Here is a 25,956-nt window from a genome sequence, read left to right as displayed (position 1 = left end):
GGACGCGATTTCTTCGCGCCGTGTCCGAACCGATATGCCCCCGCATTTTCGAGCTGTGGCCGTCCATCCACCTCTCTGACGTCCACTATGCGCAAACACGGTAAAAATTCCGCTACTGCAGACAGACGAAAGGGGCCCTCGGGCCCCTTTCAAATGCACAAAATTCCTGGGTTCCACCTGCGCCTCGACCACCGGGACGGGCCCGGTGGCGACGGCGCATGGCGGTCCTTAGAACTCGGACCAGTCTTCCTTGAGCGCCGCATTGCCCTGGGTGAGATAGGCAGCAGCAGCGGCCTTTACCCTGGGCGCTGTCTTGGCCGGCATCGACCGCGAGACCGAGGTGGAGCGGGCAGCGGGAGGCGCATCGAGGGTGAAGACATCGACGACGCGATCGAGTTCCCCCGCCTGCGTCTCGGTCTGCTCGATGGCGGCATTGATCTCTTCCACCAGCGCCGCATTGTGCTGGGTCATCTCGTCCATCTGGCGGACGGCGGTGTTGACCTCATCGATGGAGGAAGCCTGCTCGCGGCTGGCGCGGGCAATGTCATCGAGAAGGGCGGTATTGGCGCGCAGCGCATCCATCATGGCGGTCAGCTTGCCCGAGGCGTCGGCCACAAGCCTTGAACCTGCGCCGACTTCCTGGGCGCTCTGCTCGATCAGCACCTTCACCTCGGAAGAGGCATTGGCGGCAGACTGGGCGAGGCGGCGAACTTCGACGGCGACCACCGCAAAGCCCTTGCCCGCCTCGCCGGCGCGCGCCGCTTCCACCGAAGCGTTGAGAGCCAGCAGATTGGTCTGGAAGGCGATGTCGTCGATCATGCCGATGATATTGGAGATTTTTGAAGAGGATTGGGTGATCCGCTCCATGGCCGAATTGGCCTCTTCCATCACCGCGCCACCTTCCTCGGCAGAACGCGAGACGAGACCCGCCTTCTGGCTGGCATCGGCCGCCTTCTTGGCATTTTCGGTCACGGTCTGGGCCAGTTGTTCCATCGAGGCGGATGTTTCCTCGATGGTCGCGGCCTGACGGGTCGTGCGCTCGGAGAGATCGTTGGCGCCGGCCAGGATTTCGCCCGTTGCGGATTTCAGAGTGCCCGAGGTGCCGCGCAGCTGACCGACGATATCGGTCAATTTGTCTGCCACCGCGTTGATGTCGATCTTGAGCTTGCCAAAGGCGCCGCGATGCTCGCCCCGCATGCGCTGGGTCAGGTCGGTATTGGCAAGGGCCGAGAGAACGGATGCGGTTTCGGTCAGGCCATTATCGACGCTGTCGACGAGGCGATTGACCGAATTGGCGAGATCGTTGAGTTCGGCATCGGGGAATTGAGCCGGCACGCGCTGGGAGAAATCGCCGTCGACGGCGGAATTGACCACATCGCCGAACGAGCGCTGCAGTTCCACCATCATCTTCTGGCGGGCTTCCTCGTCGCGGATGATACGGGCGGCTTCCGCCTCGGTCATTTCGGCAACCTTGAGGCCATTTTCGCGGAAGACTTCCACGGCGCGCGCCATGGCGCCGATTTCATCCCGGCGGGCCGTGCCGTCGATGAGCGTGTCATAGGCACCGTCGGCAACCTGAACCATGGCCTTGTTGAGAGAGACCATGGGCCGCGCGATCGACCGGGCCACGACGACACCCAGAGCCAGAATGGCGAAGATGCTGATCAATGTGATCACGCCGCCTTCCAGCGCCGACTGCCAGAAGATGGCGTCCACCTGGTTGAACAGGATGCCCGAAGCAATGCTCCAGCCCCAGGGCGCAAAGCCCTGCGCGTAGGAAATCTTGTCCGCCTCGCCGCCTTCAGGCTTTTTGAAGAGATAGGTTTGGAAGGCCGAGCCATTGGCCTTCACATTCTCCACCATTGCCTTGATGTAGAGCGTGCCGCGACCGTCCTTCTCGATAGAGCGGTCCGAACCCTGCTTTTCGGGCTTGGTCGGATGCATCAGCATGACGAGATCATAGGTATCGACGAAGAAATACTCGCCGCCCTGGTAGCGCATGCCGCGCAGGGTTTCGAGCGCCAGGGACTTGGCCTGGTCTTCGGTAAATTCGCCGGCCTGCGACCGGTCATAAAAGCTCTGGACCGTCGAGACCGCAGTCTGCACCACGCTCTGCAGTTCGGTGCGCTTGAACTCTTCGAGATTCATACGCTGATTGTAGAGCTGATAGGAAACGACGCCCATCATGCCGACCGCAAAAATCGCCAGCAGGCCATAGAGCCTCCGCGACAAACTACCCGTTAGCCAACTCAACATTTCGGATTTCCTATCCAATGCATCCAAAGCTGACGGCATTCGCAACGGCAGTTCGGTGTTCAATGGGCATAAAAATGCGGGTTTGTGATTAAGCACCCGTAAAAGACCGGCCGGGCGCCGACTTATTTTGCGGCCAACGAAAAAGGGGCTCGCGTGAGCGAGCCCCTTGGTTTGAAACCGGCCTTTTGGACGGAGGATCAGTAGCGGTATTCGTTGGACTTGAAGGGACCGTTTTCGCTGACGCCGATATAGTCGGCCTGGGTCTTGGTCAGCTTGGTCAGTTTGGCGCCAAGCTTGGCGAGGTGCAGTTCGGCGACCTTTTCGTCGAGGTGTTTTGGGAGCACATGCACCTTCTTTTCGAGCTTTTCGCCCTGGGTCCAGAGTTCGATCTGGGCCAGCGTCTGGTTGGCAAAGGATGCCGACATGACAAAGCTCGGGTGACCCGTGGCATTGCCAAGGTTCACGAGACGACCTTCGGAGAGAAGGATCAGGCGCTTGCCGTTCGGCTGTTCGATGAGATCAACCTGCGGCTTGACGTTGGTCCACTTGAAATTGCGCAGGCCCAGCACGTCGATCTCGTTGTCGAAGTGGCCGATATTGCAGACGATGGCCATGTCCTTGAGGTTGCGCATATCGTCGACCATCAGCACATCCTTGTTGCCGGTGGCGGTGACGACGATGTCGGCGCGAGACGCGGCTTCTTCGAGGGTCACGACCTCAAAGCCTTCCATGGCGGCCTGAAGAGCGCAGATCGGGTCGACTTCGGTGACGAGCACGCGAGCGCCGGCGCCGCGGAGCGATTCAGCCGAACCCTTGCCCACATCGCCATAGCCGCAAACGATGGCGACCTTGCCGGCGAGCATCACGTCGGTGCCGCGACGGATGGCGTCGACGAGGGATTCGCGGGTGCCGTACTTGTTGTCGAATTTCGACTTGGTCACCGAGTCATTGACGTTGATGGCCGGGAACGGCAGTTCGCCCTTGGCGTGCAGCTGATAGAGACGCATCACGCCCGTGGTGGTTTCTTCCGAAACGCCGCGGATGGCGTCCTTGATCTTGGTGAAGAAGCCGGGCGTCTCAGCCAGGCGCTTCTTGATCGTGGCGAAGAAGATTTCCTCTTCTTCATTGCCCGGCTTGTCGAGGACGGAGATGTCCTTTTCGGCCTTGGCGCCGTTGAGGATATACATGGTGGCGTCGCCACCATCGTCGAGGATCATGTTGGGGGTGAGGCCATTGCCCCAATCCATCATGCGGTCGGTAAAGGCCCAGTACTCTTCGAGCGTTTCACCCTTATGGGCAAAAACCGGGATACCAGCAGCGGCGATTGCAGCAGCGGCATGGTCCTGAGTGGAAAAAATATTGCACGACACCCAGCGCACTTCGGCGCCGAGCGCGACCAGCGTCTCGATGAGAACAGCAGTCTGGATGGTCATGTGCAGCGAGCCGGCAATGCGGGCGCCCTTGAGCGGCTGGGCCGCGGCATATTCCTCGCGGATCGCCATCAGGCCCGGCATTTCGATCTCGGCGATCTGGATTTCCTTGCGGCCGAAATCGGCCAGCGAAATGTCCCTGACCGCATAGTCGGTGGCTGGACTGGTCATGTTCGGTCTCCGGAAGAGTTTTGGTTGCTCTTCCTATACGCAACTGATCCCGCGCATTCAACCGGGCATATAAAGGTATGTTTATGTCTTATGAGCGAACATAGAGCCGGCGACGGCGGAAGGGCAGCGCGCAAAAGCGGATAAGCCCGGACAGTACCAGATAGCCAAGCCCGAAGCCGGCCGCGGCATAAAACAGCCCTTCCATGGTGACGGGCACGGCCGGCTGGTAGTTTTCGAGCGTGCGGCGGCCGATATCGGTGTCGAGGAAAGCGGGCAGGTTCTTGAACCGCTCGATGGGATCGGCGCCCTGGACCCTTTCCAGCGTTTCGCTCAATTGGCCGTAGCGCACAAAAGTGCGCTCCATGCTCTGGCCCCGATCGGCAAGGAAGGCATCGCTGGAGGTCTGATAGCGCTCGAGCGCCCCTGCCCGGTCGAGCCCCGCCTCTTCTGCCGCATTGTCAAAGTCAGCGGTAACGATGCGCAATTCGTCCACCGCCCCGCCAAGGCGCTGGGTATATTGCTGTGCATATTCAGGAAACTGGCTCAGCATGACCGCCAGCCCGACCCCACCGACACTGGCCAGCATGCGCCGCATCGCGTTCCCTCCCGTGCTGCACCATAGAGTGCACGACCCGCTATTCGGCGGCAACCTGCCGCCGCTGCGTGTCAGAAACGGGGCGATGGGCCGTCTTGATCCAATCAAAGGGTTTTAGGGTTAAATCAATGAGCGCCCAGAGCGTCGCCCAGGCCACGGCGATCCAATAGATGGGCAGCAGCGCCTGAAAAGGGAGAAGCCGCGTCTGGCCGGTGCGAATGAGCCCCAGAATATGGATGGCAAAGGCGATGCCATAGCCGAGGGCAAAGACAGAGAGGCAGCTCGCCGTCCACAGATCGAGCCGCAGCAATTCCATATGCCCGGTAAAGAACGCGAAGATGCAGGTAAGCATGAAGCCGGTATGGAGGAGCGGCGACAGGATCATCCCGAAAACCATGATTTCGAAGATGAGAAAGCGCCACCAGCCGAGATCGCGGATCAGTTGGGCGGGATGACGATTGTGGACCAGCACGGTCTGCATCCACCCCTTCATCCAGCGCCGTCTTTGTCCTATCCAGACGCGCAGCGTCTCCGGGGCGTCCTCCAAGGTTGCCGAACTGCTGGTGCCGCAGCTGAGCCGGCGCCGCGCCAGCCGCACCCCGAGATCGGCATCTTCGGTCACATTATAGGCGTCCCAACCACCGGTTGCGCGAAGGCTCGCGAGCCGAAAATGGTTGGAGGTGCCGCCGAGGGGCATCACCATGCCCCAGCGCCCCAAGGCCGGCAGGAAGACGGAAAAGAGCGCCGCATATTCCCCGGCAAACAGGGCCGGGAGCGCACCTTTCTCGCCATTGGCGATGACCAGCCTTGCCTGAATGCAATGAAGATGCGGGGCCCGGCGAAACTGATTGACGACCTGCCGGAGCTGGCCCGGCTCGGGGCGATCCTCGGCGTCGAAAACGACGACGAACTCGCCCCTGCAAAAGGGCAGCGCGAAATCGAGCGCCTTGGGCTTGGTCAGTGGCAGCGCGTGCGGCACTTCGACCAACGAAAAGCGCGCATCGCCCAGATGCCGGCGCACCGCCGCCACGGTTTGGGGCGAGCGCTGTTCGACAACGAAAATGATATCGAGCCGATGCGCTGGATAGTCGAGCGCCCGAAGGCCGCGACACAGCTGATCGACCATATCCGCCTCGTCGCGCAGCGGCACCAGCACCGAATAGAGCGGCAGGTCCTGTGGATCGACCCGCGCTTCGGGCGCCGTTGCGTGATTGGGCATGCAAAGCGCCGCAAGCCGAATGAGCGCGGGCAGCAGCATGACGGCGGCCCAGGCCGGCATTGCCCAGGCGGCGGCGAGATAGGGCAGAGCCAGAAGCGTGGCGACAAGGACCAGCACCAACGCGCCAAAGGCGAGGCGCACGCTCAACGTCAGCTCAAGACTGGCCGTGGCGGTCGGCCAATGCCGCACGAGCCCTTGCCGCGCCGCCACGAGCAGATCAGGCGCCGCCTCGGTGGCGAGATATTGGCGCAGGGCCGCGCCCGGCACGATACAGAGCCGCCTTGTCAGCGCCGGATCGGTATCATAGAGCGCGCCGAGCCGCATCAGCCCGTTGAAATCAGGCGCGGCATAGGCGACTTCTTCGCCAAGGGTCATTGCCCGGACGAAGTGGACATCGGCCAGACGTTCGACCCGCAGCGGCCCCGCCGAACTGCTGCCGGCTGGAATGACGTCGAAAAAAGTCAGCCCGAACGCCGTGGCGCCCCGCTCCATCGCCGTGCCGATATCGATATTGAGCGAAAAGGCGGCGTGGAGGATCGGATCGATTTCGGTCAGCAGCGCTTCTTCGAGCAGCCGCCTCGCCGTCGCGTCGCCGCCGTCCGGCCCGACAATGGCCCGCATGAGTCTGGAGGCGCGCGGCATGGCGCTACCGTCAGGCCGTCACAACCCCGACCGAACCTCGTCGCAGCGCGGAGGCCGGGATGAGCGCTTGGCTCATCCCGGTGGCCCGCCGCACATTGTAGAGGGCCTGCTCGGAAACCTCGATCCAGGCGGCGACAGTGGCCTTGCCGTCGACCAGGACCGGTGCTCCGAGCGGGGTAATCCTCCAGCCCACACTGGTGCCGAGCTCCACCATGGACAGAGAGGAAACGAAGGTGATGAAGGTAAAGCCCTCGGAAAGGGCATATTCCATCATCGCGCAGAAAAGGGCTGCAGACTCGGGTGCGCGCCGCCGGCCTTCGCGTCGATCGGGACGAACATAAAAGCGCGTCCAATCGGCCCCAAGCGAGGGGTCGGCGGGGAGGTTTCCAAGCACAAGACCGTTAAAGACTGTCTGCAGCAAGTTTGGTCTGTTGAGCGGGGTGATACGCGAGCCGCCAACGAGTTCATCACCATCGGTGAGAAGAATATGGGTGGCATCCGCATTGTCGAAATCATCGACATCGCGCCCGTCGGGCCGGCGCAATTCGCTCCAGCCCTGTAGATCAACGAAAATCCTGTGACGCAGGCGAAAATTCTCCTCGAGCAGTGGAGAAGCGCCACCGCTGACCGGCGCGCGGATGATATGCACTTGCATTCCCTTGCCCCCAAGCTGCCTGCATCGTTGGGCAGCATTTGGCACGCCGGCTGCATGGCTGGAAATCGGCAAATCTCCCAATAGCCAGGGGGGCGTTTCCGGCGAAAATATGCGGCTTTTTTCGAAAATTGAGTCGCTGCCGGACGCCCAAAAGCGCGGACCGCCGGTCCCGTTTTCTAGGGTGTGTGGGGATTTAGGTCAGGTCTGAGCGAAAACGGTGCCTTTCGAGACCCGGACCGGAGCGTACGTTTGGGTACGTGAGGACCGGAAGCGCGGAAAGGTGCCGTTTGCAGCCAGATATCACCTGAAGCCCCACACACCCTAAAGCACGATGAGGTTCTGGCGCAGCGCTTCGACGACGGTGTGGAGGCGATTATTGGTGCCGAGGCGCCGCTGGGCATTTTCGCAATGCTGATTGACCGTGCGCGGGGACATGCCGGTGATATCGGCAATCTCCGAGGCAGTCTTTCCCGCCGCGACCCATTTGAGCACTTCGGCTTCGCGCGGTGTTATCAAGCGCCGGACGGGCGGCTTGTTGAGGGTATTGAGGAAGCGCAGCCGGCCATGGGCATAGAGCGCCAGCATATGCAATTCGAGGCGCTGCTTTTCATCGAGCCAATCGGTCCGCCCGACGAGCGAGACGACGCCCTGCATGCCGCCTTCGAGATGAACCGGGACGCAAAGGCCCTCATCCATGCCGAAATCATGCGCTTCGTTCATGACGCGCCGCGCGGCGATATCTTCGGCCCGATCATAGGGCGCGGCTGACCAGTCGAAAGGCAAGGTGGTGGCAAAGCAGTTGCGCGCCACCGGATCGAGGTGAACATAACCAAGATCGGTATAGCGCTGGTACCATTCGTCATCCCAGCCCGAGAGCAGCACGAAGGGCCGCACGTCCATGCCGCGATCGGGCAGGCCGGAAATGATGAACCGTTCAAAGCCATAGTGACGGATGGCGTCGAGCACCACCGCATGAACGCCACCCTGGCTTTCCTCGTTCTGCAGCGCTTCGATGGTCAACATCAAATCGGCATTCATTTGGATGCAGCTCTCCCCCGTGCTGACCCTATGAGAGCAATTTTGCCGAGGCTCGAAAAAAATTCAAGTCAGGCGCCGAAGAATAGATGGCAAATATATTCTTGGCGCCTGAAAGGTTTAGTGCTTCACTTGAAACTGATGCGGGTTAAACCGATAGGCCGACGAGCAAAACTCGCAGACCACTTCGATCTCGCCGTTGACGGCCATATCGCCGCGCTCTTCATCAGTGAAGTTATTGGCGAGCATTTCTTCGATCCGGTCGGCCGAACAGGTGCAGCGCTCTTCAAGCGGCATGGGCGGGAAAACCCGCACGCCGGTTTCGTGGTAGAGCCGGAACAGCAGCCGTTCGGGCGAAACCTCGGGATCGGCCAGTTCAACGTCCGCGACCGTTGCCAGCATGGAGCGGGCTTCGGACCAGCCGTCGGCTTCCTGAAAGTCGTGGTCCGGATTGTCGAAATTGCCGTCGCCCGGGAGATCGGCCATGCGCGCCTGGCCGCCTTCGGGCAGATGCTGGATCAGCATGCCGCCGGCGCGCCAACGCGGCCGGTGATCGCCCTTGACCGACATCTGCGCCACGGCGAGCCGCAGCTGGGTCGGGATCTGTTCGGACTGCATGAAATAGGTATGGGCAACCTCTTCAAGATTATGCCCATCGAGCGCGACGATGCCCTGATAGCGCTCGGTATGGGCCCCCTGATCGATGGTCATGGCCAGATGCCCCTTGCCGAGCATTTCGGCGGGGCTGGTGCGGCCTTCCTCGGCTGCTTTCAGCACCATGTCATGGTCAAAGCGGGCATAGCCGCGCATGCCGTCGGGCGCGTCGAAATCGACGACGATCAGATTGACCGGACCATCGGTCTGGGTTTGCAAGATCAGCTTGCCTTCGAACTTGAGCGACGAGCCGATGAGCGCGGTCAGCACCACGGCCTCGCCGAGAAGGCGAGCGACGGGAGCGGGATAATTGTGGCGCGACAGGATAGCGTCGAGCGAAGGGCCCAGATGCAGGATGCGGCCGCGGGTATCGAGCTTTTCGAGCGTGAAGGGCACCACGGCATCATCGCCGGTTTCGGGGCGATCAAGGCCCATGGCGGAAAGGAAGCTATCGGTCATGGTCGTCGGTTCCGTGGTCATCGGTCAGGCTTTCAGGTGAGGCTACGCCCCGGGAGCGAAACGCGCCACTCTCCAATCCTGCAACGCCACCATGTCCGCCAAAGCGGAAATCCCCGCTTACGCGGGGATGACACGATGCAGAAAAGGAACGGCGGCGCGAAAAAAAGCGCCTAGTTCGTTTCGACCCCGAAGGCCCAGCACAAAATGGCTTTCTGGGCGTGCAGGCGGTTTTCGGCCTCGTCCCACACGACCGATTGCGGCCCGTCGATGACCTCGTCGGTCACCTCGTCGCCGCGATGGGCTGGCAGGTCGTGCATGAACAAGGCGTTCTTGTCCGCCAAGGCCATCAAATTGGTGTTCACCTGATAGGGTTTCAAGACCCGGCGGCGCTCGGCCACGTCCACATCACCCATCGAGACCCAAGTATCGGTGATGACGAGATCAGCCCCGGCCACGGCTTCGCGCGGATCTTCGATCAGCTTCACATATTTGCCGGCCCGGTTGATGTCGAGCATCAGGTCCTTTTCCGGGCTATATTCGTCCGGAACCGCAATGGTCAGCTCGCATTCGAAAAGCTCGGCCGCGTTCACCCAGGAGTGCAGCACATTATTGCTGTCCCCGACCCAGGCGACCTTCGCGCCCTTGATCGGCCCGCGATGCTCTTCGAAAGTCATGAGATCGGCCATGATCTGGCACGGATGCGCGCGGCGCGTCAGGCCATTGATCACCGGCACGGTGGCCGCTTCCGAAAGTTCGAGCAGATCGGCATGGGAAAGGATGCGGATCATGATCGCATCGACATAGCGGCTCAAGACCTTGGCGGTATCGGAGAGGGTTTCCTCGCGCGAAAGCTGCATTTCCTGGCCCGAGAGCATGATGGTCTCGCCGCCGAGCTGGCGCATGCCGACATCAAAGGAGACGCGGGTGCGGGTGGACTGGCGCTCAAAGATCATGGCCAGCACCTTGTCCTTGAGGAGCTGTGGCCGGTCGCCATCCCTAAGGCGGGCTTTCAGCGCGTTAGCCTGGTTGAGCATGCCGCGCAGTTCGGCATAGGAAAAATCGTCGATCGAGAGAAAATGGTTCGGAGTACCGGTCGTCTTCATGGGCCGGGTGCTTTCATGACGCATATAAAGAGGGGCGGCCGCAGCCGCGGTTATCGACGCTCCGCTAATCAGGCGGAGGAAACAAACCGCGTCGCCGCCGTCCAAAATGATAAAACGTCAACATGGTGCTCAGCTCGCAGCGGGCGCGGCAGCCGCTTCCGCCTCGATGGCGTCGAAGGCCGCTGAGATCTTTGCCATGGCCAGTTCGATATCGGCCTCGGAAACGATCAGCGGCGGCAAAAGACGCAGCACATTGTCGCCCGCACCGATGCAGAGGAACTGATGGTCGTCGCGCAGACGCGTCACCATATCGCGCACCGGGGTCGAGAGCTTGATGCCAGCAAGCAGGCCCTTGCCGCGCAGCTCCAGCACATAGTCGGGATATTTTTGCGCCAATTGCTGCAGGTGCCAGGCGAGACGCTGGCCCATGACGTTGACATTGTCGATGAAACCGGGCGCCAGCACGCGGTCGAGCACGGCATTGCCCACGGCCGTCGCCAAGGGATTGCCGCCATAGGTGGAGCCATGCGTGCCGGGCACCATGGAAGCTGCCACATCGCCCTTGGCAAGGCAGGCGCCAAGCGGGAAGCCGCCGCCGATAGCCTTGGCCACGGCCACGATGTCGGGGGTGATGCCGCTCCATTCAAAGGCAAAGAAGCGCCCGGTCCGGCCAAAGCCGCACTGCACTTCGTCGAGAATGAGCAGCATGTCATTGTCGTCGCAAAGCTTGCGCAGACCCTGCATGAATTCACTGGTCATGGCGGTCACCCCGCCCTCGCCCTGCACGGGTTCGATCAGGATGGCACAGGTTTGCGGCGTGATCAGCGCTTTCACCGATTCCAGATCGCCGGGCTTGGCATGCTTGAAGCCGGGCGCCGGAGGCCCAAAGCCTTCGAGATAGTCGGGATTGCCGCCGGCCGCGATCGTGCCGAGCGTGCGGCCATGGAAGGAGCCGGAAAAGGCGATGACTTCGAAGCGTTCGGGCTGGCCCTTGGCCCAGAAATAATGCCGCGCCGTCTTGATGGCGCATTCAATGGCTTCAGCGCCCGAATTGGTAAAGAAGACCGCGTCGGCAAAGGTGGCGTCAACCAGCCGCTGGCCGAGCCGTTCCTGCTCGGGAATGGTGAAGGTGTTGGCGGTGTGCCAGACCTTGTCGGCGGCCGCCTTCAGCGCGCTCACGAGATGCGCGTCGCCATGGCCCAGGGCATTGACCGCCACGCCCGAATGAAAGTCGAGATATTCTCGTCCATGCTGGTCGAAAAGGCGCATGCCTTCGCCGCGCTCGAACGAAACTTCGGAACGGGCGTAGGTGGCATAGAGCGCAGACATGGATATCTTCCCTTTCAGGTTCGGGAGGTTGGACGAGAAAGCGTGGCAAACCTGCCACACAAATCAAAAACGCTGCTCAGGGGCAGCGCGTTTGGTGCGAAGAAATAGGCGGTTTTTACCCGCTAAGTCAACGCTCTCGGGCCCAAGTGCCTGATTTGACTCAATGATTGTTAGCGCAAAATTAACCACTGATTTTTGGGGGGAAAATGCCCCCGACTCTTGATCCTGATTCCTGCCATAGCGTAATGTCTAACTCGTTGGGGAACACGAGATATCGTGTGGCGGGCCCACTCAGCATACGAGCTGTAGAGTCGAAAAAGGCTGCCAGGCCACTTTGGCGGCATAGAAAAGGATTCTAACTTGACGATGGTTTCCGGAGCGCAACCCAACGGTTGGACCGACGAGCGTGTCGAGCTTCTCAAGAAGCTTTGGATGGAAGGCTTGAGCGCCAGCCAGATCGCCGGCGAATTGGGCGAAGGCGTCACCCGAAATGCCGTCATCGGCAAGGTGCACCGCCTGAAACTGTCCGCCCGCGCCAAGCCCACCAATACGACCCCACGTGCCCGCCCGGCCCCGCGCCAGGCGCCGCGCCGTCCTTCGGGTCCCAGCATTTCTGCCGGTGCCAGCACCATGGCAGCGGCTGCCAAGCCGCGTCCTTCGGTGATGCCGCGCCCGCAGGTCATGGGCGCGACCGCCCTTGCCATGTCGCCGCAGATGGACGCCGAGCTTTATGTCGCTCCGGCGAGCCAGGAGCTGTTCATTCCAGAAGACAAGCGCCTGTCGCTGCTGCAGCTCAACGAGCACACCTGCAAGTGGCCGATCGGCGACCCGCTCAGCAAAGATTTTTATTTCTGCGGCCAGCATAGCCTCGAAACCGGTCCCTATTGCGATTTCCACTCGCGCCGGGCCTATCACCAGCTGGACAAGAAGAAGCGCTGATTTCCGGCAGCTTCACAAAAAAACAAAGGGCGCCCGCGAGGCGCCCTTTTTGTTTGTGCTCTATCACCACGCGTCTAAACCTTGCGCCGCGGCTGATGGCGGGGACGCTTCACGTCCGGCTCAAGCGCGTGGCTCAGGTCGAGATTGATCCGATCGATATCGAACCATTTCGGATCGAAATTCCCGCCGCTCCAACGCTTGAGGTGGGCATAGTCCTCATGCTTGGGATCGGCCATGACTTCGAGGAACGCCTCGTAGCCAAGCGCGCCACCAACATCCTCAGGCGGCCTTGCCTGCGCCCCGGCGACACAGACGGCATGTTCGGGCGGAGCGTCCAACGTCACCAGCTTGTCGATGGTCACCGAGTGCTGCCAATCGTCGCCGAAATCGTAGCGATAGTAGAACGGACCTTTTTCGAGCAGGTTCGCGACGGGAAAGCCGATATATTCGACGATCCCCTCTTCACCCTCATCTTCGAACCCGTCATCGTCGAGCAGCGCCCTGTCGCCGTAGACAACGTCGTCAATCTCGAATTGACTGAGATGGGAATTGCACCAGTTGAAAGCCGCCTGAATGGCAAGGTGCAGCTTTTCAAGGTCCCAATCGAGCGGCACGAGCAACCGGCGCCAGACTCTGGGCTTCACATCATCGAGCGAAATGGTGACTTGCAGGGCCTTTGGATCGGGCATAAGCCAATCTGAACCGCCGGTTTAGCACCGGTCAAGCATGTTTTGGTTTCCGTCGCGGCCAACCACCACCGGCAGGCCGTGCCGTTCAGCAATGATGCGGCGTCCGAGATGGGTAAGTTTCAAGCCTCTGGGCGTGATTTCGGCCAGGCGGTGGAAACAGAGCGTCCGCTGGATCAGCCATTCGACCTCGGCTTGCGGCTCGACTGTCATGGAGAGCATGACAATGTGTTCGGGCAGCGTCAGTTGCCACCAGCCGATCCGCTCCGCCCTTTTGCCAAAGATTGCCACGTCCCGCTCCACAACAGCATCGAGATGAATGCCAAACGTGCAGGGGTCCGGGGTGGTTGCCGGCCAATTTCGTTACAATTTTGCGCGGTCCGGGTTCCCCGGAAAAACAATGGGCGCCACGAGGGCGCCCATTGCAGTTTGTCATCCTGCGCCTGGCCTTAGACGGCCGACAGCACCAGCGAGCAATTGATGCCGCCAAAAGCAAACGAATTGCTGATGCCGATCTTGCCCGAGATCGGCTGGGCCGTGTTGGGCACGCAGTTGATCGGATGCATGGCCGGATCGGGCTCGAGGAAATTAATCGTCGGGGGGGCGATGCCCTCGTTCAGCGCCTTGACGGTCACGATGGCTTCCACCGCGCCCGCAGCGCCGATCAGGTGACCATGGATCGGCTTGGTGGACGACACTGCAAGCTTGGGAAGGTGTTCGCCGAAGACCAGCGACAGTGCTTCGGCCTCGGCCGAGTCGTTGGCGATGGTGCCCGTGCCATGCGCATTGCAATAGGCGATGTCGGACGGGGCGACTTCGGCATCGGCCAGAGCCCGGCTGATCGCCGCGGATGAGCGCACCGGATCGGCGCGCAACAGGTCCTTGGCATCGCTCGTCGTACCATAGCCGCGCAGCATGCCCACGATCGGCGCGCCGCGCTCCTGGGCAAGATCAAGACGTTCCAGCACCATGACGCCGGCGCCTTCGCCCATCATCATGCCATCACGGCCCTTGGAGAACGGGCGCTGCGCCGTTGGCGTCAGCACGCGCAGCATTTCCCAGGCGAGCATGGACGATGGAATGACCATGGCTTCGGACCCGCCCACAATGGCGCGGTCAACAATACCGGCCCGGATCAATTGCAGCCCCAGGCCGATCGCCTGAGCCGAAGACGAGCAAGCGCCCGCCGTCGCCAGCAGCGTGCCGGTAATGCCATAGGTCATGGCGACCTGGCAGGCGGCCGCATTGGGCATGATCTTTGGGATCGCCATCGGATCGCCGCGCGTTCCGGATGTGAACGAGCCATACATCGAAGCCGTGGTCTCAATGCCGCCAATGCCGGTGCCGATGATCAGCGCCACCCGGTCGCCCCATTCGCGCGGTTCGGCTTTGGCCGCCGCGATGGCTTCGCCAGCCGCCACGATAGCGAGCGCTGAAAACCGGTCCAGCGTGCGCGCCTGATTGGGCGTGAAGTGATCGGCCATGTCAAAGGGCGCACGCGCCGCGATCTTGACGTGGCTGCGGGCGAACTCGTCGCCGTCGAGCCGGGAAACCTTGGGGTCGCCATCGCGCGCCGCCTGCCAGAGCGCATCGACGCCCAGACCTGCGGCCGTCACACAGCCCATGCCGGTAATGGCGACCTGTACGCTCACTGTGCAGCGCCTCCGGTGGCAGCCTTGGGTGCCGTGGCGGCAGAGGCCGGCTCGGCGGTCTTGATGCGGGCCACGAGCAGGTCGAGCAGTTCGGAGAGGGTGTTGACCGTGCTCAGTTCGCCGTCGATCGGCAGATAGACGCCGTACTTTTCCTCGACGCCCATGAGCAGCATCACCACATCGAGCGATTCAAAGCCCAGCGAGCGGAAACTGGCTTCGGGAACCAGCTTGTCGCGTTCGACATTGCGCTCGGTCATGATCAGCTGAATGATTTCTTCGCGCAGCACGTCGTCCGACGGCAGGGCGCGGGGGGTAGAAGCGGGGGTAACCGTTTCGCTCATGATAGCTCCTCAAATAGATCCGGCTCAGCCCCAGATGTGGGAACAGCAAATGCCAAGGCCTCAGGCATATATATGGGCGGCGACGAGCGCCTCGATCAAGATACTGTCGCCGGGTGCGTCCACACGGTCAATAGGCTGGTGCTGAGGTTACGGCAAGCAGAACTCGGCCCGGCGCGTCACGAAGGTGTCAGCCCCGCCCGATTTCGGAAAAGACGCCGGAAAACGCCGCCTGCGCGAACCGCTGCCCCATAAGCGCATGAATGGCGCCATCGGGATGGAGCGCATCGGGCAAGGCCAGACGCGCATTGTCGGCTTCGCCATAGAGCGCGAGGCCGTCGAGATAGTGGATGTTGGGGTCGCTGGCGGCCCTTTGCGCCACGATCTCTTCCATTTTCCGGCGGATGGCCACGAGCGTGAGCTTGCCTTTGGCTGCCTCTTCCGGATTGCCCTCGGCGCGGAACAGCAGCCGGCCTTCGGCCAGCGCCGCGAAATCGAACTGGCCCGGCCCAGGCGTCGTTTCGTGGATCGGGCAATAGATCGGCGAGACCACCAGCAACGGGGTTTTGGGATGCCCCTCGCGGATCGTATCGAGAAAGCCGTGCAGTGCCGGCCCGAAGGCGCGGAGGCGCATCAGGTCGAGATTGACGAGATTGATGCCCATCTTGACGCTGACCAGGTCGGCTTTGGTGTCCCGCATCGCCCGTGCCGTAAAGGGATCGAGCAAGGCATTGCCGCCAAAACCCATGTTTATCAGGTCGACCTCGCCCAGCGCCGCCGCCACAGCCGGCCAGATGCCGGTCGGCGATGTGGCATTGGACCCCTGGCTGATGGAACTGCCATGATGGAGCCAGATTTTTCGCGCCGGGACGGGCAGGAGATCGGCATCCGCCCGCAGCGCCACCAGTTCGGTCATCTCATCGTGCGGCAGCCAGATTTCGACGAGCTTTTCGCCTGCCGGCAGGTTTTCGAAGCGCAGCACCTGCACCGCGCCCGGCTCCAGCACCATGGATGGCGGCGCCATGCCGATGCGCATGATCCGTCCCCCGAGGGCGCTCTTTTGCTGCATCAATGCGCCATCGACCACGAGATCATAAACGCCATCGGGACGCTCGGGCATGCCGGTATAGACCCGCTTGGTCGGCAACACGTCGAGTTCAATCGCGCTTGCCGCCGTCCGGAATTTTAGGCGCACGCCCGAGGGTTGACGCTCGGCCATGGAGAAACCGGCATCTTCGTTCTGCCGCCGCGCGCTCGCGGGCAGGCGATGCGGTTGCAGGCCGGTTTCGGTCCGTTCCAGCGCCTGCGCGCCAAAGACCAGGCTCTCGGTAATGGGAAAATTCTTCATTTTTTCATCCAGCTTTTGAGCGTCAGGTCGAGCGCATCGAGCCCGCATTGCCATGAAAGATCGGGCTCAGGCTGGCTATGGCTAAAACTGCCGCCCCGCTCCAGCAGCGAAAAGCCAAGAAAGAAAGAACCGAGCAGCCGCACCGCATGCACCTGATCGGCCTCGCTCAGGCCATAGTCCCGCAGCGCCGCCAGCATGGTTCGTGCCAGTCGCACCCCACCGCTGCCCGCAGCCTGTTCAGGGGACAGCGGAAACCGCGCCGCCTCGAACAATCCCGGATGGTCGCCGGCAAAACGCCGATGCACCTCGGCAAGGGCCACCACGGCTTCTTTGCCCGCGCGCCCGGCCACGGCCTCATCGGCCTCGTCGGCCAATGCATCGAGCGCCCGCAAGGCCACGCCGGCCTTGAGATCATCGGAATTGCGCACATGCGCATAAAGACTTGCGAGCTTTACGCCGAACTGCCGGGCGAGCGCCGCCAGTGTGAGGGCGGCAAATCCCTCGCTATCGGCGAGGACAGCACCTGCCTCAATGAGCTTTTCCCGCGACAGTCCCGCCCGTGGCATACGCTATATCCTAATGATATTAGTTTTTTACCTAATACCATTAGTTTTTATGAGATGGCAAGCCTCTGCCTGCGCTCACGTCCCAACTGGCGAGAAAAACGTCAGCGCATGCTGCGATACCCGCCGGTGACACCGCCGGGCGAGAGCACCAGTTGCCAGAGGTTGATCTGGCGGGCCCGGAACATGGCGGCAAAACTCGACAGGTAGTAGCGCCACATCCGCCGGAATCGCTCGTCGTATTTCCCGCCCTTCAGCGCCGGCCAGGCGGCATCGAAATTGTCGCGCCAGGCCAGCAGCGTCCGGTCATAATCGGCGCCGAAATTGTGCCAGTCCTCCATGACGAAATAGCCTTCCAGGGCCCTGCCGATCTGAGCAATCGAGGGCAGCATGCCATTGGGGAAAATGTATTTTTCGCTCCACGGGTCGCCATGGGCCGTCGAATGATTGCCGCCGATGGTGTGGAGCAGGAAGAGCCCATCGGGCTTGAGCAGACGAGAGGCCTTGTCGAAATAGGCGCGATAGTTCTTGTAGCCCACATGCTCGAACATGCCGACCGAGACGATCCGGTCGAACTGCCCGTCGAGCGCCTGATAATCGAGCAATCTGGTTTCGATCGGCAGCCCCCTCGCCCGCTCGTTCGCGAGCGCTGCCTGTTCCTTGCTGACCGTGACGCCGAGCCCGGAAACCCCATATCGCTCGGCCGCGAATTTGAGGAGCCCGCCCCAGCCCGAGCCGATATCGAGAATATGCATGCCGGGCGCGAGACCGAGTTTTCGGCAGATGAGGTCGAGCTTGGCCTCCTGGGCGGCTTCGAGATCGGTCGCGCCCTGCCAATAGCCGCAGGAATAGATCATGCGGCTGTCGAGCATGGCGGCATAAAGATCGTTGCCGATGTCATAGTGCTTTTCCCCCACCTCGGTTATCCGCAGCCGCTGGAGATTGAGCAGGCGCCCCTTGGCCAGGCTCCACATGACGGCGAGATCCCTGGGGAAAGCATCCTGGACATTGCCGCTGACGAGACGGAAGAGAAATGCGTCGAGCGCCTCCGCATCCCACCAGCCATCCATGTAGCTTTCGCCCAGTCCCAGCGTGCCATCGCGCAGGAGCCGCGCCCATAGACGCTCATTGTGAACCTGCGGCGCCCACGGCTCGGGGCCGTTGATTTCGATACCGATGGCATTGAGCCGGCCGGTGATGAAGTGCTTGGCAGAACGGGACATGGCAACACCAGAACGGGTCGGCAGTAGGATAAGGTTATCTCTATCGTTGATTAACGATCAAGCCCCAACACAACCCACGCAAAATCCGGGTACCCTCTTTGTTCCCAACCCTTTAAAGTCCCGACCGGACTGAAAGGGAATCGTCTCATGCATCTGCTGCTCGTCGACGGCTCGGGCTATATTTTCCGCGCTTTCCACGCCTTGCCCCCGCTTAGCCGCAAGTCCGATGGCCTGCCGGTCGGCTGCGTGCAGGGGTTCTGCAATATGCTGTTCAAGCTGACGCAGGACATGGAGGGCGACGAGCGGCCCACCCATATGGCCGTCATTTTCGACGCCAAGGGCAAAACCTTTCGCGACGATCTCTATCCCGACTATAAAGCCCAGCGCCCGCCGGCGCCCGAAGAACTGGTCCCGCAATTCCCGCTGACCCGCTCGGCCACCCGCGCCTTTTCCATTCCTTCCATCGAAATGGAAGGCTGGGAGGCCGACGATATCATGGCGACCTATGCCTGCATGGCCCGCGCCGCCGGCTTCAAGGTAACCATTGCCTCGTCCGACAAGGACCTGATGCAGCTTGTCGAGCCCGACGGCTCCATTCGCCTCCTCGACACCATCCCCCGCCCCGGCCAGCCGCCCCTCAGGTGGATCGGCCCCGACGAGGTTTTCACCAAATTCGGCGTCACCCCCGACAAGGTCATCGACGTGCAGGCGCTCTGCGGCGATAGCGTGGACAACGTCCCGGGCGTGCCGGGCATCGGCGTCAAAACCGCCGCCGAACTGATCAATACCTATGGCAATCTCGAAACCCTCCTCGAACGCGCCACCGAGATCAAGCAGAACGCCCGCCGCGAAAAGCTGATCGCCAATGCCGATCTCGCCCGCATTTCCAAAAAGCTGGTGACGCTCGAACAAAAGGTGCCCGTCGAAATCGACCTCGATGGCCTCATCCGCCAGCCCATGGCGCCTTCCGCCCTTTTTCCATTCCTCAAGGCAATGGAATTCGCCACCATCACCAAGCGCATGGCGGGGCTGCTCGACGCCAATCCGGATGATTTCGAAGCCGATCCCGAGCTGAAAGCCGGCGGCGACACCCCAGTCCCCGGTGCCCCACAAAAATCCACCTCGCTCTCGGTCGCCAAGGCAAAACTCGCCGCCAATGTCGTCCCCGGCACCGGCCCCGCCCGCTTTGCCGCCGAAGAACATGCGCGCGTCAAAGCCATTCCGGTCAATTACGACGACTATGAAATCGTCAATTCGCCCGAGCGCCTCGCCGCCTGGGTCGCCAAAATCTGGGATACCGGTCTCGTCTCCATCGACACCGAAACCACCGGCCTTGATCCGCAGGTGGCCGATCTCGTCGGCATCTGCCTTTCCACGAAAATCGGCGAAGGTTGCTATATTCCCGTCGGCCACGCCCTAGCCGGCGATCTCCTCTCCGGCGGCGGCCTGGTCGAAGGCCAATTGCCCATTCGCGACGTGCTCGACGCCCTGAAGCCGGTCATCGAGGCGCCCTCGATCCTCAAAATCGGCCAGAACGTCAAATACGACATGGAGATTTTCTGGCGCTACGGCCTCTCCATGGCGCCGATAGATGACACCATGCTGATTTCCTATGCGCTCGATGGCCCGCGCTACAATGGCATGGACGTGCTCGCCGACCATTGGCTCAACCACAAGTGCATCACCTTTTCCGAGCTCGCCGGTACCGGCAAAGGCCAAAAAACCTTCGACCAGCTCGAAATCCCCGCCGCCGCCCGCTACGCCGCCGAGGATGCCGACATTACCCTCAGGCTCTGGCACGTCCTAAAACCGCGTCTGGCGGCAGAAAACGCCACGACCCTCTACGAAACCCTCGAACGCCCCCTCGCTCCGGTGCTCGCCCGCATGGAAGCCCGCGGCATTACCGTCGATCGGCAAATCCTCGCCCGTCTCTCGGGCGATTTCTCCCAGCGCGCCGCCGCCTTCGAGGCGGAAGCCTATGAACTGGCCGGCCAGAGTTTTAATCTCGGCTCGCCAAAGCAGCTCGGCGAAATCCTCTTTGACAAGATGGGCATCGAGGGCGGCAGCAAAACCAAGACCGGCGCCTGGGCCACCGGCGCCGATGTGCTCGAAGACCTCGCCCTCAAAGGCATTCCGCTTGCCCGCACCATCGTCGACTGGCGCCAGCTGACCAAATTGAAGGGTACCTATACCGACGCCCTCCCCACCTATATGAACCAGCGCACCGGCCGCGTGCACACGTCCTATTCGCAGGCCTCGGTGCTGACCGGCCGCCTCTCCTCCAACGATCCGAACCTCCAGAACATTCCGGTTCGCACCGCCGATGGCCGCAAGATCCGCACCGCCTTCATCGCCGCGCCCGGCAAAACCCTCATTTCCGCCGACTATTCCCAGATCGAGCTGCGCGTCCTCGCCCATATTGCCGACATTCAGGCGCTCAAGGACGCCTTCGAGGAAGGCCTCGACATTCACGCCATGACCGCCTCGGAAATGTTCAACGTGCCGGTGGAAGGCATGCCGAGCGACGTGCGCCGCAGAGCCAAGGCCATCAACTTCGGCATCATCTACGGCATTTCCGCCTTCGGCCTCGCCAACCAGCTCGGCATCCCCCGCGGCGAAGCCGGCGACTATATCAAGACCTACTTCGAACGCTTTCCGGGCATTCGCGACTATATGGACGCCCAAAAAGTAAAGGTGAAAGCCGACGGCTACGTCACCACCATTTTCGGCCGCAAAATCCAGTTCCCCAATGCCAATTCCGGCAATCCCTCGGAACGCAGCTTTGTCGAACGCGCCAGCATAAACGCCCCCATCCAGGGTTCTGCTGCCGACATCATCCGAAGAGCCATGATCCGCATGGAACCGGAGCTGAAACGCGCCAAAATCGACGCCGACATGCTGCTGCAAGTGCATGACGAACTGATCTTTGAGGTGCCGGAGGGGACGGAAGAGGTGGCCATCCCGGTCATTAAGAAGGTGATGGAAAGCGCGGCGGAGCCGGCGGTGCGGTTGTCAGTGCCGATCCAGGTGGACGCGCATGCGGCGAAGAATTGGGATGAGGCGCATTGACCAGCGTGCCACCCTCCCGCTGCGCATGGAAACTAGTACTCCATGCGCAGCCGATCCCATTCGGATAGTATGAAAGCATAGCGCCGTTCGAAAATTTGCTCCTCGTCACCTGTAGAACGCACATCAATCGCCCCCCATGACGCCCCTCTTTGGATGTCGAGTATTCGCATATCCTTGGGATCGTGTTTTGTACCTAAGGAAGCCGTGAGCGCCCAAAGACCTAAGCGCGCCGCTTCTTCATTGATATGCGGCTCTTCAGCAAAGTATGGATAGATTAGACGGTGAAAGCTTGAACCGCTGTCCAACGCAAAAACGTTTTCGACTTTCACCACGCCGCCGACTGATGCGATAGGTAATCGAGCTTTTGCAGGTATCGGAGTTGGTTGAATAGGTTCATTTCGCCAACGACGTTTGTCATCCCACCAACTCAGAAATCCATCCTGGCACGCTTGGTAGAGCCTCTTTCTTCCTCCGTTTGAAGAAACACGCTCTTCAGTTAGCAAACGAAGATCGGCAGTGCCGAACATATGCGCTTTAGCGTTAGCCCAAAAGGGACCGTAGAAGTCCCCTCCATCACCTGAGCGTCCGGACTCCTTGCGAATTTCGGATCGGATATCATCGCGAATAATTTTGGTTCGTAGATTAGGCGGCGCGTAGAACAGCGCAAGCAATTTCCGCAAATGTACAAGTCGCACAGACATAACAGCCTCGACGCCAATTTCTAAAATTATTTAACGATTCGTTGAAAACTGCGAATCTTATTTTCGGCGGTTGATGTTGTTTTGGCGCTAGCTAGAAAACTGCGCTTCTTAGGTCTGCCTGATGTCTTAATTCGTCGTCAGGCGGTCGCATACGATATCTCAAGATGGGCCCCGGCCTGCGCCGGGGTGACAGCCGGTGGGTGGGCGTAGTGCGCGGCAAAACGGTGTGCCCTACACCCCCTCCCGCATCACCTCCGCCGCTCCCTTCAACCTCTCCACACTCGCCTCATTCCAGCTCTCCACCGCCTGCCGCGCGGCCACTTCCCGCCGCACAAACGCCTCTATCCGCTCGTGCCCGATCTCATCGAGCAGGTGCCGGATCGGCGCCCACATGGCCCAATTGGGCCTGATCATCCGCATATGCAGGCGATCCCCAGTAATATCGAAGGTGACATTGGCCGAGCGCGCCAAGTCCAAAAATTCGGCAACATAGGCGTCAGGCATCGGATCGGAATAAGCCATGGGGCTGCCTCGTATTTGATACAAATACAATGCACCTTCGCGTGGCTGGCTCCGCCGGGCTGTTGGCATGGTGAATGAAGGGTTAAAGCGCCGTCCCGCGCTGAGTCAGCCTTCCCAAAACCAAAAAGCCCGCAGATTGCTCCGCGGGCTTCCATTGCAAAAAATTACGCCACCAGACCCTTGGTCAGTTCCAGCGCCTGCCGCTCGAACAGCCGGCGATAGATGCCGCCTTGCAGGCGGATCAGCGAAGCGTGGTCGCCTTCTTCGACGATTTTGCCCTTGTCGAAGACCAGCAACCGATCAAGCGCGCGGACCGTCGAGAGCCGGTGCGCGATGACCAGCGTCGTGCGGCCGACCATCAGCCGTTCCATCGCCTCCTGGATCATCACTTCGCTCTCGCTGTCGAGGCTCGAGGTCGCTTCATCAAGGATCAGCACCGGCGCATCGGCAAGGAACGCCCTTGCAATGGCAACGCGCTGCCGCTCGCCACCCGAAAGTTTGACGCCGCGTTCGCCGACCATGGTTTCAAAACCCTTGGGCAGCGACATGATGAAGTCATAGGCATTGGCCTGTTTCGCCGCCTCGACGATTTCGGCCCTGCTCGCCTCCGGCCGGCCATAGGCGATGTTCTCGGCCAGCGTCCGGTGAAACAGGATCGGCTCCTGCTGCACGATGGCGATCTGACCACGGAGGCTCGCCTGCTGGAACTCGGCAATGTTCTGGCCATCCACGGTGATGGCACCATCATTGATGTCATAGAGCCGCTGGATCAGCTTGACGAAGGTCGTCTTGCCCGAGCCCGAATGGCCAACAAGGCCCACCCGCTCGCCCGGTTTGATGGCGACCGAAAAGTCGCGATAGAGCGGGGTCGGATGGCTGCCATAGCGGAAGGTGACGTTCTCGAAATTGATCGCGCCTTTCCCGATCGCAATAGCCTTGGCGCCCGGCTTGTCCTCGACACCGAGCGGCATGGTGGACAGGGCCACCAGCTCTTCCATGTCGTTGACCGAGCGCTGCAGGTTGCGGATATGCATGCCCACATCGCGCAGATAGCCCTGCAACACGAAGAACATGGCGAGGACGAAGGTGATATCGCCGGCCGAAGCCAGCCCCTGCGTCCACATATAAAGACCCGTGCCCAGAATACCGGCCTGCATCAGGGTCATAAGAAGACCCTGAATGGTGCCGTTGAGCGTGCCGCGCTTCCAGGTCCGGCGGGTACGGGTGTCCCATTTGGACATGACATGGCGCAGCCGGTCTTCTTCGCGCGTTTCGGCGCCAAAAGCCTTTACCACCGAATTGCAGCTGACGGCATCGGCCAGCGCGCCGCCAAGCCTTGTGTCCCAGGCATTGGCAAGGCTGGCGGCCGGGGCGACATAGCCCACCGACATCAAGACGGTGAACGCGATGTAGATGATCGAACCACCGGCAACGACAAGCCCCATCACCGGCCAATAAGAACCGAGGAGGATCGAAGCACCCACCAGCATGACGAAGCTTGGCAGCAGCGCCACAAGCAGGATGTCGTTGAGCGCATCGAGCGCCCACATGCCGCGCGTCACTTTTCGTACCGTGGAACCCGCAAAGCTGTTGGCGTGCCAATCGGTCGAAAAGCGCTGGACCTTGTAAAAGCCATCCTCGACGACCCGCGCCATCATCTGCAGCGTCAGCTTGATGATGGTCTGGAACACGAAATAGCGCAGCACGACGCTCGTCACGCCCAGCGCCGCAACCACGGCAAAGGCGCGCAGTGCATCATTGAGCGCGGTGCTCTGGCCGCCCGAAATGGCGTCGACAATGCGGCCCGAAAACATCGGCACCAGCACTTCGGCAATGGTCGCAACCATGACGATGCCGGCAATCAGGGCGATGCGCTTGGGCTGGCGGGCCCAGTGGCGGAAGGTAAAGCCGAGCACGTGCCTGAAAGCATCGGCGCGGAAATCGAGTTTCTTGCGACTCATTTGGCAGTCCGGCCCCGTTCTCCGGCAACCGGCTCCTCAAAAAGGGCTATGAAAGGCACAAAACTGACCGGGCGAGACAATGACCCTCAGGGGCCGGTCGGGTCTGCAAAAGCGAAGGGAAGAAAAACCGCGGGCGGCTGGCCTAAACGGCGGGCCGCGGTTGGCAGGGACCTAAGGTCGGCCGATGCCAAACGGGGAAGCGATCATAAATGCTGTCATGCAACGCCTCCCATGGTTCGAAAAAAATGAAGCGGCGAACGGTTGATAGCCAAACCGTTCGCCTTTGCCAATAGGTTTTTGCGACAGAATGCCGCCGTGATGCCAATGGGGCACAGTCGGTCGCCGGCCTGCCCCCAATGGAGCATCAACAAAAAGGCCCCAGCACAAATGCTGAGGCCCTATTTGGCTGACGCTTTGAGTAAAGCCGCGTCCTTAGAACTTGAAGTTCACGCCGCCGCGCACAATGCTTGCCTTGGCATGGACGTCAGCGGCTATCGCGCCGACCGGGCCGGTATAGGTCGCCTTGCCAAAGTCGGCATAGAGGTATTCGGCCTTTATCGTGATGTTGTCGGTCGCGGCAAACTCGACACCGGCACCAATCGTCCAGCCGATATGGGCTTTATTTTCGTCATAGGTCGTAACGCCATCGGAAATGTTGATGTGGCCATTGGCGATCGCAACGCCGCCCGTCACATAGGGCAGGAAGCGGTCGACAGCCGCGCCCGCACGAGCGCGAATGGTGCCAAAACGATCGATACCGTAGGTGCCTGTCGTAGCGGCGATGGTCCGCGTGTACTTCACATCGGCAAGCTGAACATCGCCCTCGACACCCAGCACGAAACCGCCAAAGTCATAGTTGTAGCCAACCTGGACGCCGCCAAGAATACCCTTGAGCCCGTCAAGTGGGGCGGCCCCTGGCGCGGAAAACTCCGCCCAGCCATAGCCACCATTCACGCCAGCGTAGAAGCCGGACCAGTTGAACGCGCTGGCTGGCGAATAGGCCACCGTGCCCGGCTGATAGGCCACAGCCAGATCGGCAGCGGAAACAGCAGTGGCGGAAAGAACGCCAGCGACGGCGGCGAGTATAAACTTGTTCAATATAGCCTCCAACAAAAAGTCATCTTCCTCATAGACTAAAGTACTGATATGAAAATACTTTAAACGCCGTTTGATTGATCGGGCGGCTCTGCGTGGTTAAAATTTTCTATAGAGAATCACTTCGGTTGCCGGATCTGCAAGGCGGATCAGCATACGCAGACCGCCGTCTTCTGGGCTGCCATCGGCCCGGCGATCAGTCCAGTGGACGTCCTCCCGGCGCGACGATCCCGCGCGTTTGAACCTGCGCATAGGCGAGTGCGGCGGCGAAAGCCCCAAAAATTCCGAAGACGGCGATGAGAAGAACAGTC

Annotated in this window: 22 protein-coding genes; 2 read left to right on the top strand and 20 right to left on the bottom strand. The window is 61.0% G+C overall.

Going from position 1 to position 25,956, the window contains the following annotated elements; all coding sequences use genetic code 11:
* Window positions 1–228 precede the first annotated feature (228 nt).
* The 9 genes from ASD83_RS17200 to ASD83_RS17160 all read right to left on the bottom strand — a co-directional run bounded on the left by ASD83_RS17200 (window position 229) and on the right by ASD83_RS17160 (window position 11,548).
* On the bottom strand, window positions 229–2,256 hold the full coding sequence (locus tag ASD83_RS17200) for a methyl-accepting chemotaxis protein (protein WP_162249184.1): 2,028 nt from the start codon (window positions 2,254–2,256) through the stop codon (window positions 229–231).
* A 197-nt stretch (window positions 2,257–2,453) separates the two neighbouring features.
* Window positions 2,454–3,857 (bottom strand): adenosylhomocysteinase, encoded by a 1,404-nt coding sequence (ahcY, locus tag ASD83_RS17195; protein WP_056313182.1) that lies wholly within the window; start codon window positions 3,855–3,857, stop codon window positions 2,454–2,456.
* 88 nt (window positions 3,858–3,945) lie between these two features.
* Window positions 3,946–4,452, bottom strand: coding sequence for a DUF2937 family protein (locus ASD83_RS17190; RefSeq protein WP_056313180.1), 507 nt, complete (start codon window positions 4,450–4,452; stop codon window positions 3,946–3,948).
* A 40-nt stretch (window positions 4,453–4,492) separates the two neighbouring features.
* Window positions 4,493–6,313 carry a glycosyltransferase family 2 protein gene (locus ASD83_RS17185; protein ID WP_056313177.1) on the bottom strand — a complete coding sequence of 607 codons (1,821 nt, stop codon included), beginning with the start codon at window positions 6,311–6,313 and terminating at the stop codon, window positions 4,493–4,495.
* Window positions 6,314–6,323: 10 nt separating this feature from the next.
* Window positions 6,324–7,040 (bottom strand): acyl-homoserine-lactone synthase, encoded by a 717-nt coding sequence (locus ASD83_RS17180; RefSeq protein WP_156386025.1) that lies wholly within the window; start codon window positions 7,038–7,040, stop codon window positions 6,324–6,326.
* Between the two features lie 249 nt (window positions 7,041–7,289).
* A complete protein-coding gene (locus tag ASD83_RS17175) occupies window positions 7,290–8,006 on the bottom strand; it encodes an autoinducer binding domain-containing protein (RefSeq protein ID WP_056313173.1) in 717 nt (238 codons plus the stop codon).
* Between the two features lie 117 nt (window positions 8,007–8,123).
* Window positions 8,124–9,116 (bottom strand): Hsp33 family molecular chaperone, encoded by a 993-nt coding sequence (locus ASD83_RS17170; RefSeq protein ID WP_082561318.1) that lies wholly within the window; start codon window positions 9,114–9,116, stop codon window positions 8,124–8,126.
* Window positions 9,117–9,286: 170 nt separating this feature from the next.
* A complete protein-coding gene (gene argF / locus ASD83_RS17165) occupies window positions 9,287–10,219 on the bottom strand; it encodes an ornithine carbamoyltransferase (RefSeq protein WP_056313172.1) in 933 nt (310 codons plus the stop codon).
* A 129-nt stretch (window positions 10,220–10,348) separates the two neighbouring features.
* Window positions 10,349–11,548, bottom strand: a complete 1,200-nt coding sequence (locus ASD83_RS17160) for an aspartate aminotransferase family protein (protein WP_056313170.1) — start codon at window positions 11,546–11,548, stop codon at window positions 10,349–10,351.
* A 366-nt stretch (window positions 11,549–11,914) separates the two neighbouring features.
* Between ASD83_RS17160 and ASD83_RS17155 the strand changes: the two genes are divergently transcribed.
* A complete protein-coding gene (locus tag ASD83_RS17155) occupies window positions 11,915–12,487 on the top strand; it encodes a GcrA family cell cycle regulator (protein WP_056313168.1) in 573 nt (190 codons plus the stop codon).
* Window positions 12,488–12,561: 74 nt separating this feature from the next.
* Here the strand turns inward: ASD83_RS17155 and ASD83_RS17150 are convergent, their stop codons facing one another.
* From ASD83_RS17150 to cfa, 7 genes are all read right to left on the bottom strand, one after another.
* Window positions 12,562–13,176, bottom strand: a complete 615-nt coding sequence (locus ASD83_RS17150; RefSeq protein WP_056313167.1) for a plasmid pRiA4b ORF-3 family protein — start codon at window positions 13,174–13,176, stop codon at window positions 12,562–12,564.
* 21 nt (window positions 13,177–13,197) lie between these two features.
* Entirely contained in the window at window positions 13,198–13,464 is a 267-nt protein-coding gene (locus ASD83_RS17145; protein ID WP_056313165.1) for a hypothetical protein, read from the bottom strand.
* A 158-nt stretch (window positions 13,465–13,622) separates the two neighbouring features.
* Window positions 13,623–14,825: a beta-ketoacyl-[acyl-carrier-protein] synthase family protein gene (locus ASD83_RS17140; protein ID WP_244489218.1), complete on the bottom strand. Its 1,203-nt coding sequence runs from the start codon at window positions 14,823–14,825 to the stop codon at window positions 13,623–13,625.
* A complete protein-coding gene (locus tag ASD83_RS17135; RefSeq protein WP_056313161.1) occupies window positions 14,822–15,166 on the bottom strand; it encodes a phosphopantetheine-binding protein in 345 nt (114 codons plus the stop codon). The genes ASD83_RS17140 and ASD83_RS17135 overlap by 4 nt, the downstream gene beginning before the upstream one ends.
* Window positions 15,167–15,353: 187 nt before the next feature.
* Entirely contained in the window at window positions 15,354–16,511 is a 1,158-nt protein-coding gene (locus ASD83_RS17130; RefSeq protein WP_056313159.1) for a GDSL-type esterase/lipase family protein, read from the bottom strand.
* Entirely contained in the window at window positions 16,508–17,077 is a 570-nt protein-coding gene (locus ASD83_RS17125; protein WP_056313157.1) for a TetR/AcrR family transcriptional regulator, read from the bottom strand. The genes ASD83_RS17130 and ASD83_RS17125 overlap by 4 nt, the downstream gene beginning before the upstream one ends.
* Before the next feature lie 101 nt (window positions 17,078–17,178).
* Window positions 17,179–18,297, bottom strand: a complete 1,119-nt coding sequence (gene cfa / locus ASD83_RS17120; RefSeq protein WP_056313155.1) for a cyclopropane fatty acyl phospholipid synthase — start codon at window positions 18,295–18,297, stop codon at window positions 17,179–17,181.
* A gap of 147 nt (window positions 18,298–18,444) precedes the next feature.
* Between cfa and polA the strand changes: the two genes are divergently transcribed.
* A complete protein-coding gene (polA, locus tag ASD83_RS17115; RefSeq protein WP_056313153.1) occupies window positions 18,445–21,366 on the top strand; it encodes a DNA polymerase I in 2,922 nt (973 codons plus the stop codon).
* Between the two features lie 32 nt (window positions 21,367–21,398).
* Here polA and ASD83_RS21050 read toward each other — a convergent pair whose 3' ends face one another.
* The 4 genes from ASD83_RS21050 to ASD83_RS17095 form a co-directional block, all read right to left on the bottom strand.
* Window positions 21,399–22,067: a hypothetical protein gene (locus ASD83_RS21050; protein WP_156386024.1), complete on the bottom strand. Its 669-nt coding sequence runs from the start codon at window positions 22,065–22,067 to the stop codon at window positions 21,399–21,401.
* Window positions 22,068–22,298: 231 nt separating this feature from the next.
* Window positions 22,299–22,589 carry a hypothetical protein gene (locus ASD83_RS17105; RefSeq protein WP_056313148.1) on the bottom strand — a complete coding sequence of 97 codons (291 nt, stop codon included), beginning with the start codon at window positions 22,587–22,589 and terminating at the stop codon, window positions 22,299–22,301.
* 164 nt (window positions 22,590–22,753) lie between these two features.
* Window positions 22,754–24,550 carry an ABC transporter ATP-binding protein gene (locus ASD83_RS17100; RefSeq protein WP_056313147.1) on the bottom strand — a complete coding sequence of 599 codons (1,797 nt, stop codon included), beginning with the start codon at window positions 24,548–24,550 and terminating at the stop codon, window positions 22,754–22,756.
* Between the two features lie 432 nt (window positions 24,551–24,982).
* Window positions 24,983–25,648 (bottom strand): outer membrane protein, encoded by a 666-nt coding sequence (locus tag ASD83_RS17095; protein ID WP_056313145.1) that lies wholly within the window; start codon window positions 25,646–25,648, stop codon window positions 24,983–24,985.
* Between the last annotated feature and the right edge of the window lie 308 nt (window positions 25,649–25,956).

Source organism: Devosia sp. Root685 (genome assembly GCF_001427875.1).
In the GTDB taxonomy this organism is placed as follows: Bacteria; Pseudomonadota; Alphaproteobacteria; order Rhizobiales; family Devosiaceae; genus Devosia.
This window is presented reverse-complemented; position numbering and strand designations above follow the sequence as displayed.

Excerpts from the sequence above, each read along its gene's own strand:
- ASD83_RS17155 (WP_056313168.1), top strand. The coding sequence starts at position 11,915 with ATGGTTTCCGGAGCGCAACCCAACGGTTGGACCGACGAGCGTGTCGAG.
- ASD83_RS21050 (WP_156386024.1), bottom strand. The coding sequence starts at position 22,067 with ATGTCTGTGCGACTTGTACATTTGCGGAAATTGCTTGCGCTGTTCTAC.
- ASD83_RS17160 (WP_056313170.1), bottom strand. The coding sequence starts at position 11,548 with ATGTCTGCGCTCTATGCCACCTACGCCCGTTCCGAAGTTTCGTTCGAG.
- ASD83_RS17175 (WP_056313173.1), bottom strand. The coding sequence starts at position 8,006 with ATGAATGCCGATTTGATGTTGACCATCGAAGCGCTGCAGAACGAGGAA.
- ASD83_RS17130 (WP_056313159.1), bottom strand. The coding sequence starts at position 16,511 with ATGAAGAATTTTCCCATTACCGAGAGCCTGGTCTTTGGCGCGCAGGCG.
- ASD83_RS17185 (WP_056313177.1), bottom strand. The coding sequence starts at position 6,313 with ATGCCGCGCGCCTCCAGACTCATGCGGGCCATTGTCGGGCCGGACGGC.
- argF (WP_056313172.1), bottom strand. The coding sequence starts at position 10,219 with ATGAAGACGACCGGTACTCCGAACCATTTTCTCTCGATCGACGATTTT.
- ASD83_RS17100 (WP_056313147.1), bottom strand. The coding sequence starts at position 24,550 with ATGAGTCGCAAGAAACTCGATTTCCGCGCCGATGCTTTCAGGCACGTG.
- cfa (WP_056313155.1), bottom strand. The coding sequence starts at position 18,297 with ATGTCCCGTTCTGCCAAGCACTTCATCACCGGCCGGCTCAATGCCATC.
- ASD83_RS17190 (WP_056313180.1), bottom strand. The coding sequence starts at position 4,452 with ATGCGGCGCATGCTGGCCAGTGTCGGTGGGGTCGGGCTGGCGGTCATG.
- ASD83_RS17150 (WP_056313167.1), bottom strand. The coding sequence starts at position 13,176 with ATGCCCGATCCAAAGGCCCTGCAAGTCACCATTTCGCTCGATGATGTG.
- polA (WP_056313153.1), top strand. The coding sequence starts at position 18,445 with ATGCATCTGCTGCTCGTCGACGGCTCGGGCTATATTTTCCGCGCTTTC.
- ASD83_RS17105 (WP_056313148.1), bottom strand. The coding sequence starts at position 22,589 with ATGGCTTATTCCGATCCGATGCCTGACGCCTATGTTGCCGAATTTTTG.
- ASD83_RS17135 (WP_056313161.1), bottom strand. The coding sequence starts at position 15,166 with ATGAGCGAAACGGTTACCCCCGCTTCTACCCCCCGCGCCCTGCCGTCG.
- ahcY (WP_056313182.1), bottom strand. The coding sequence starts at position 3,857 with ATGACCAGTCCAGCCACCGACTATGCGGTCAGGGACATTTCGCTGGCC.
- ASD83_RS17170 (WP_082561318.1), bottom strand. The coding sequence starts at position 9,116 with ATGACCGATAGCTTCCTTTCCGCCATGGGCCTTGATCGCCCCGAAACC.
- ASD83_RS17125 (WP_056313157.1), bottom strand. The coding sequence starts at position 17,077 with ATGCCACGGGCGGGACTGTCGCGGGAAAAGCTCATTGAGGCAGGTGCT.
- ASD83_RS17200 (WP_162249184.1), bottom strand. The coding sequence starts at position 2,256 with ATGTTGAGTTGGCTAACGGGTAGTTTGTCGCGGAGGCTCTATGGCCTG.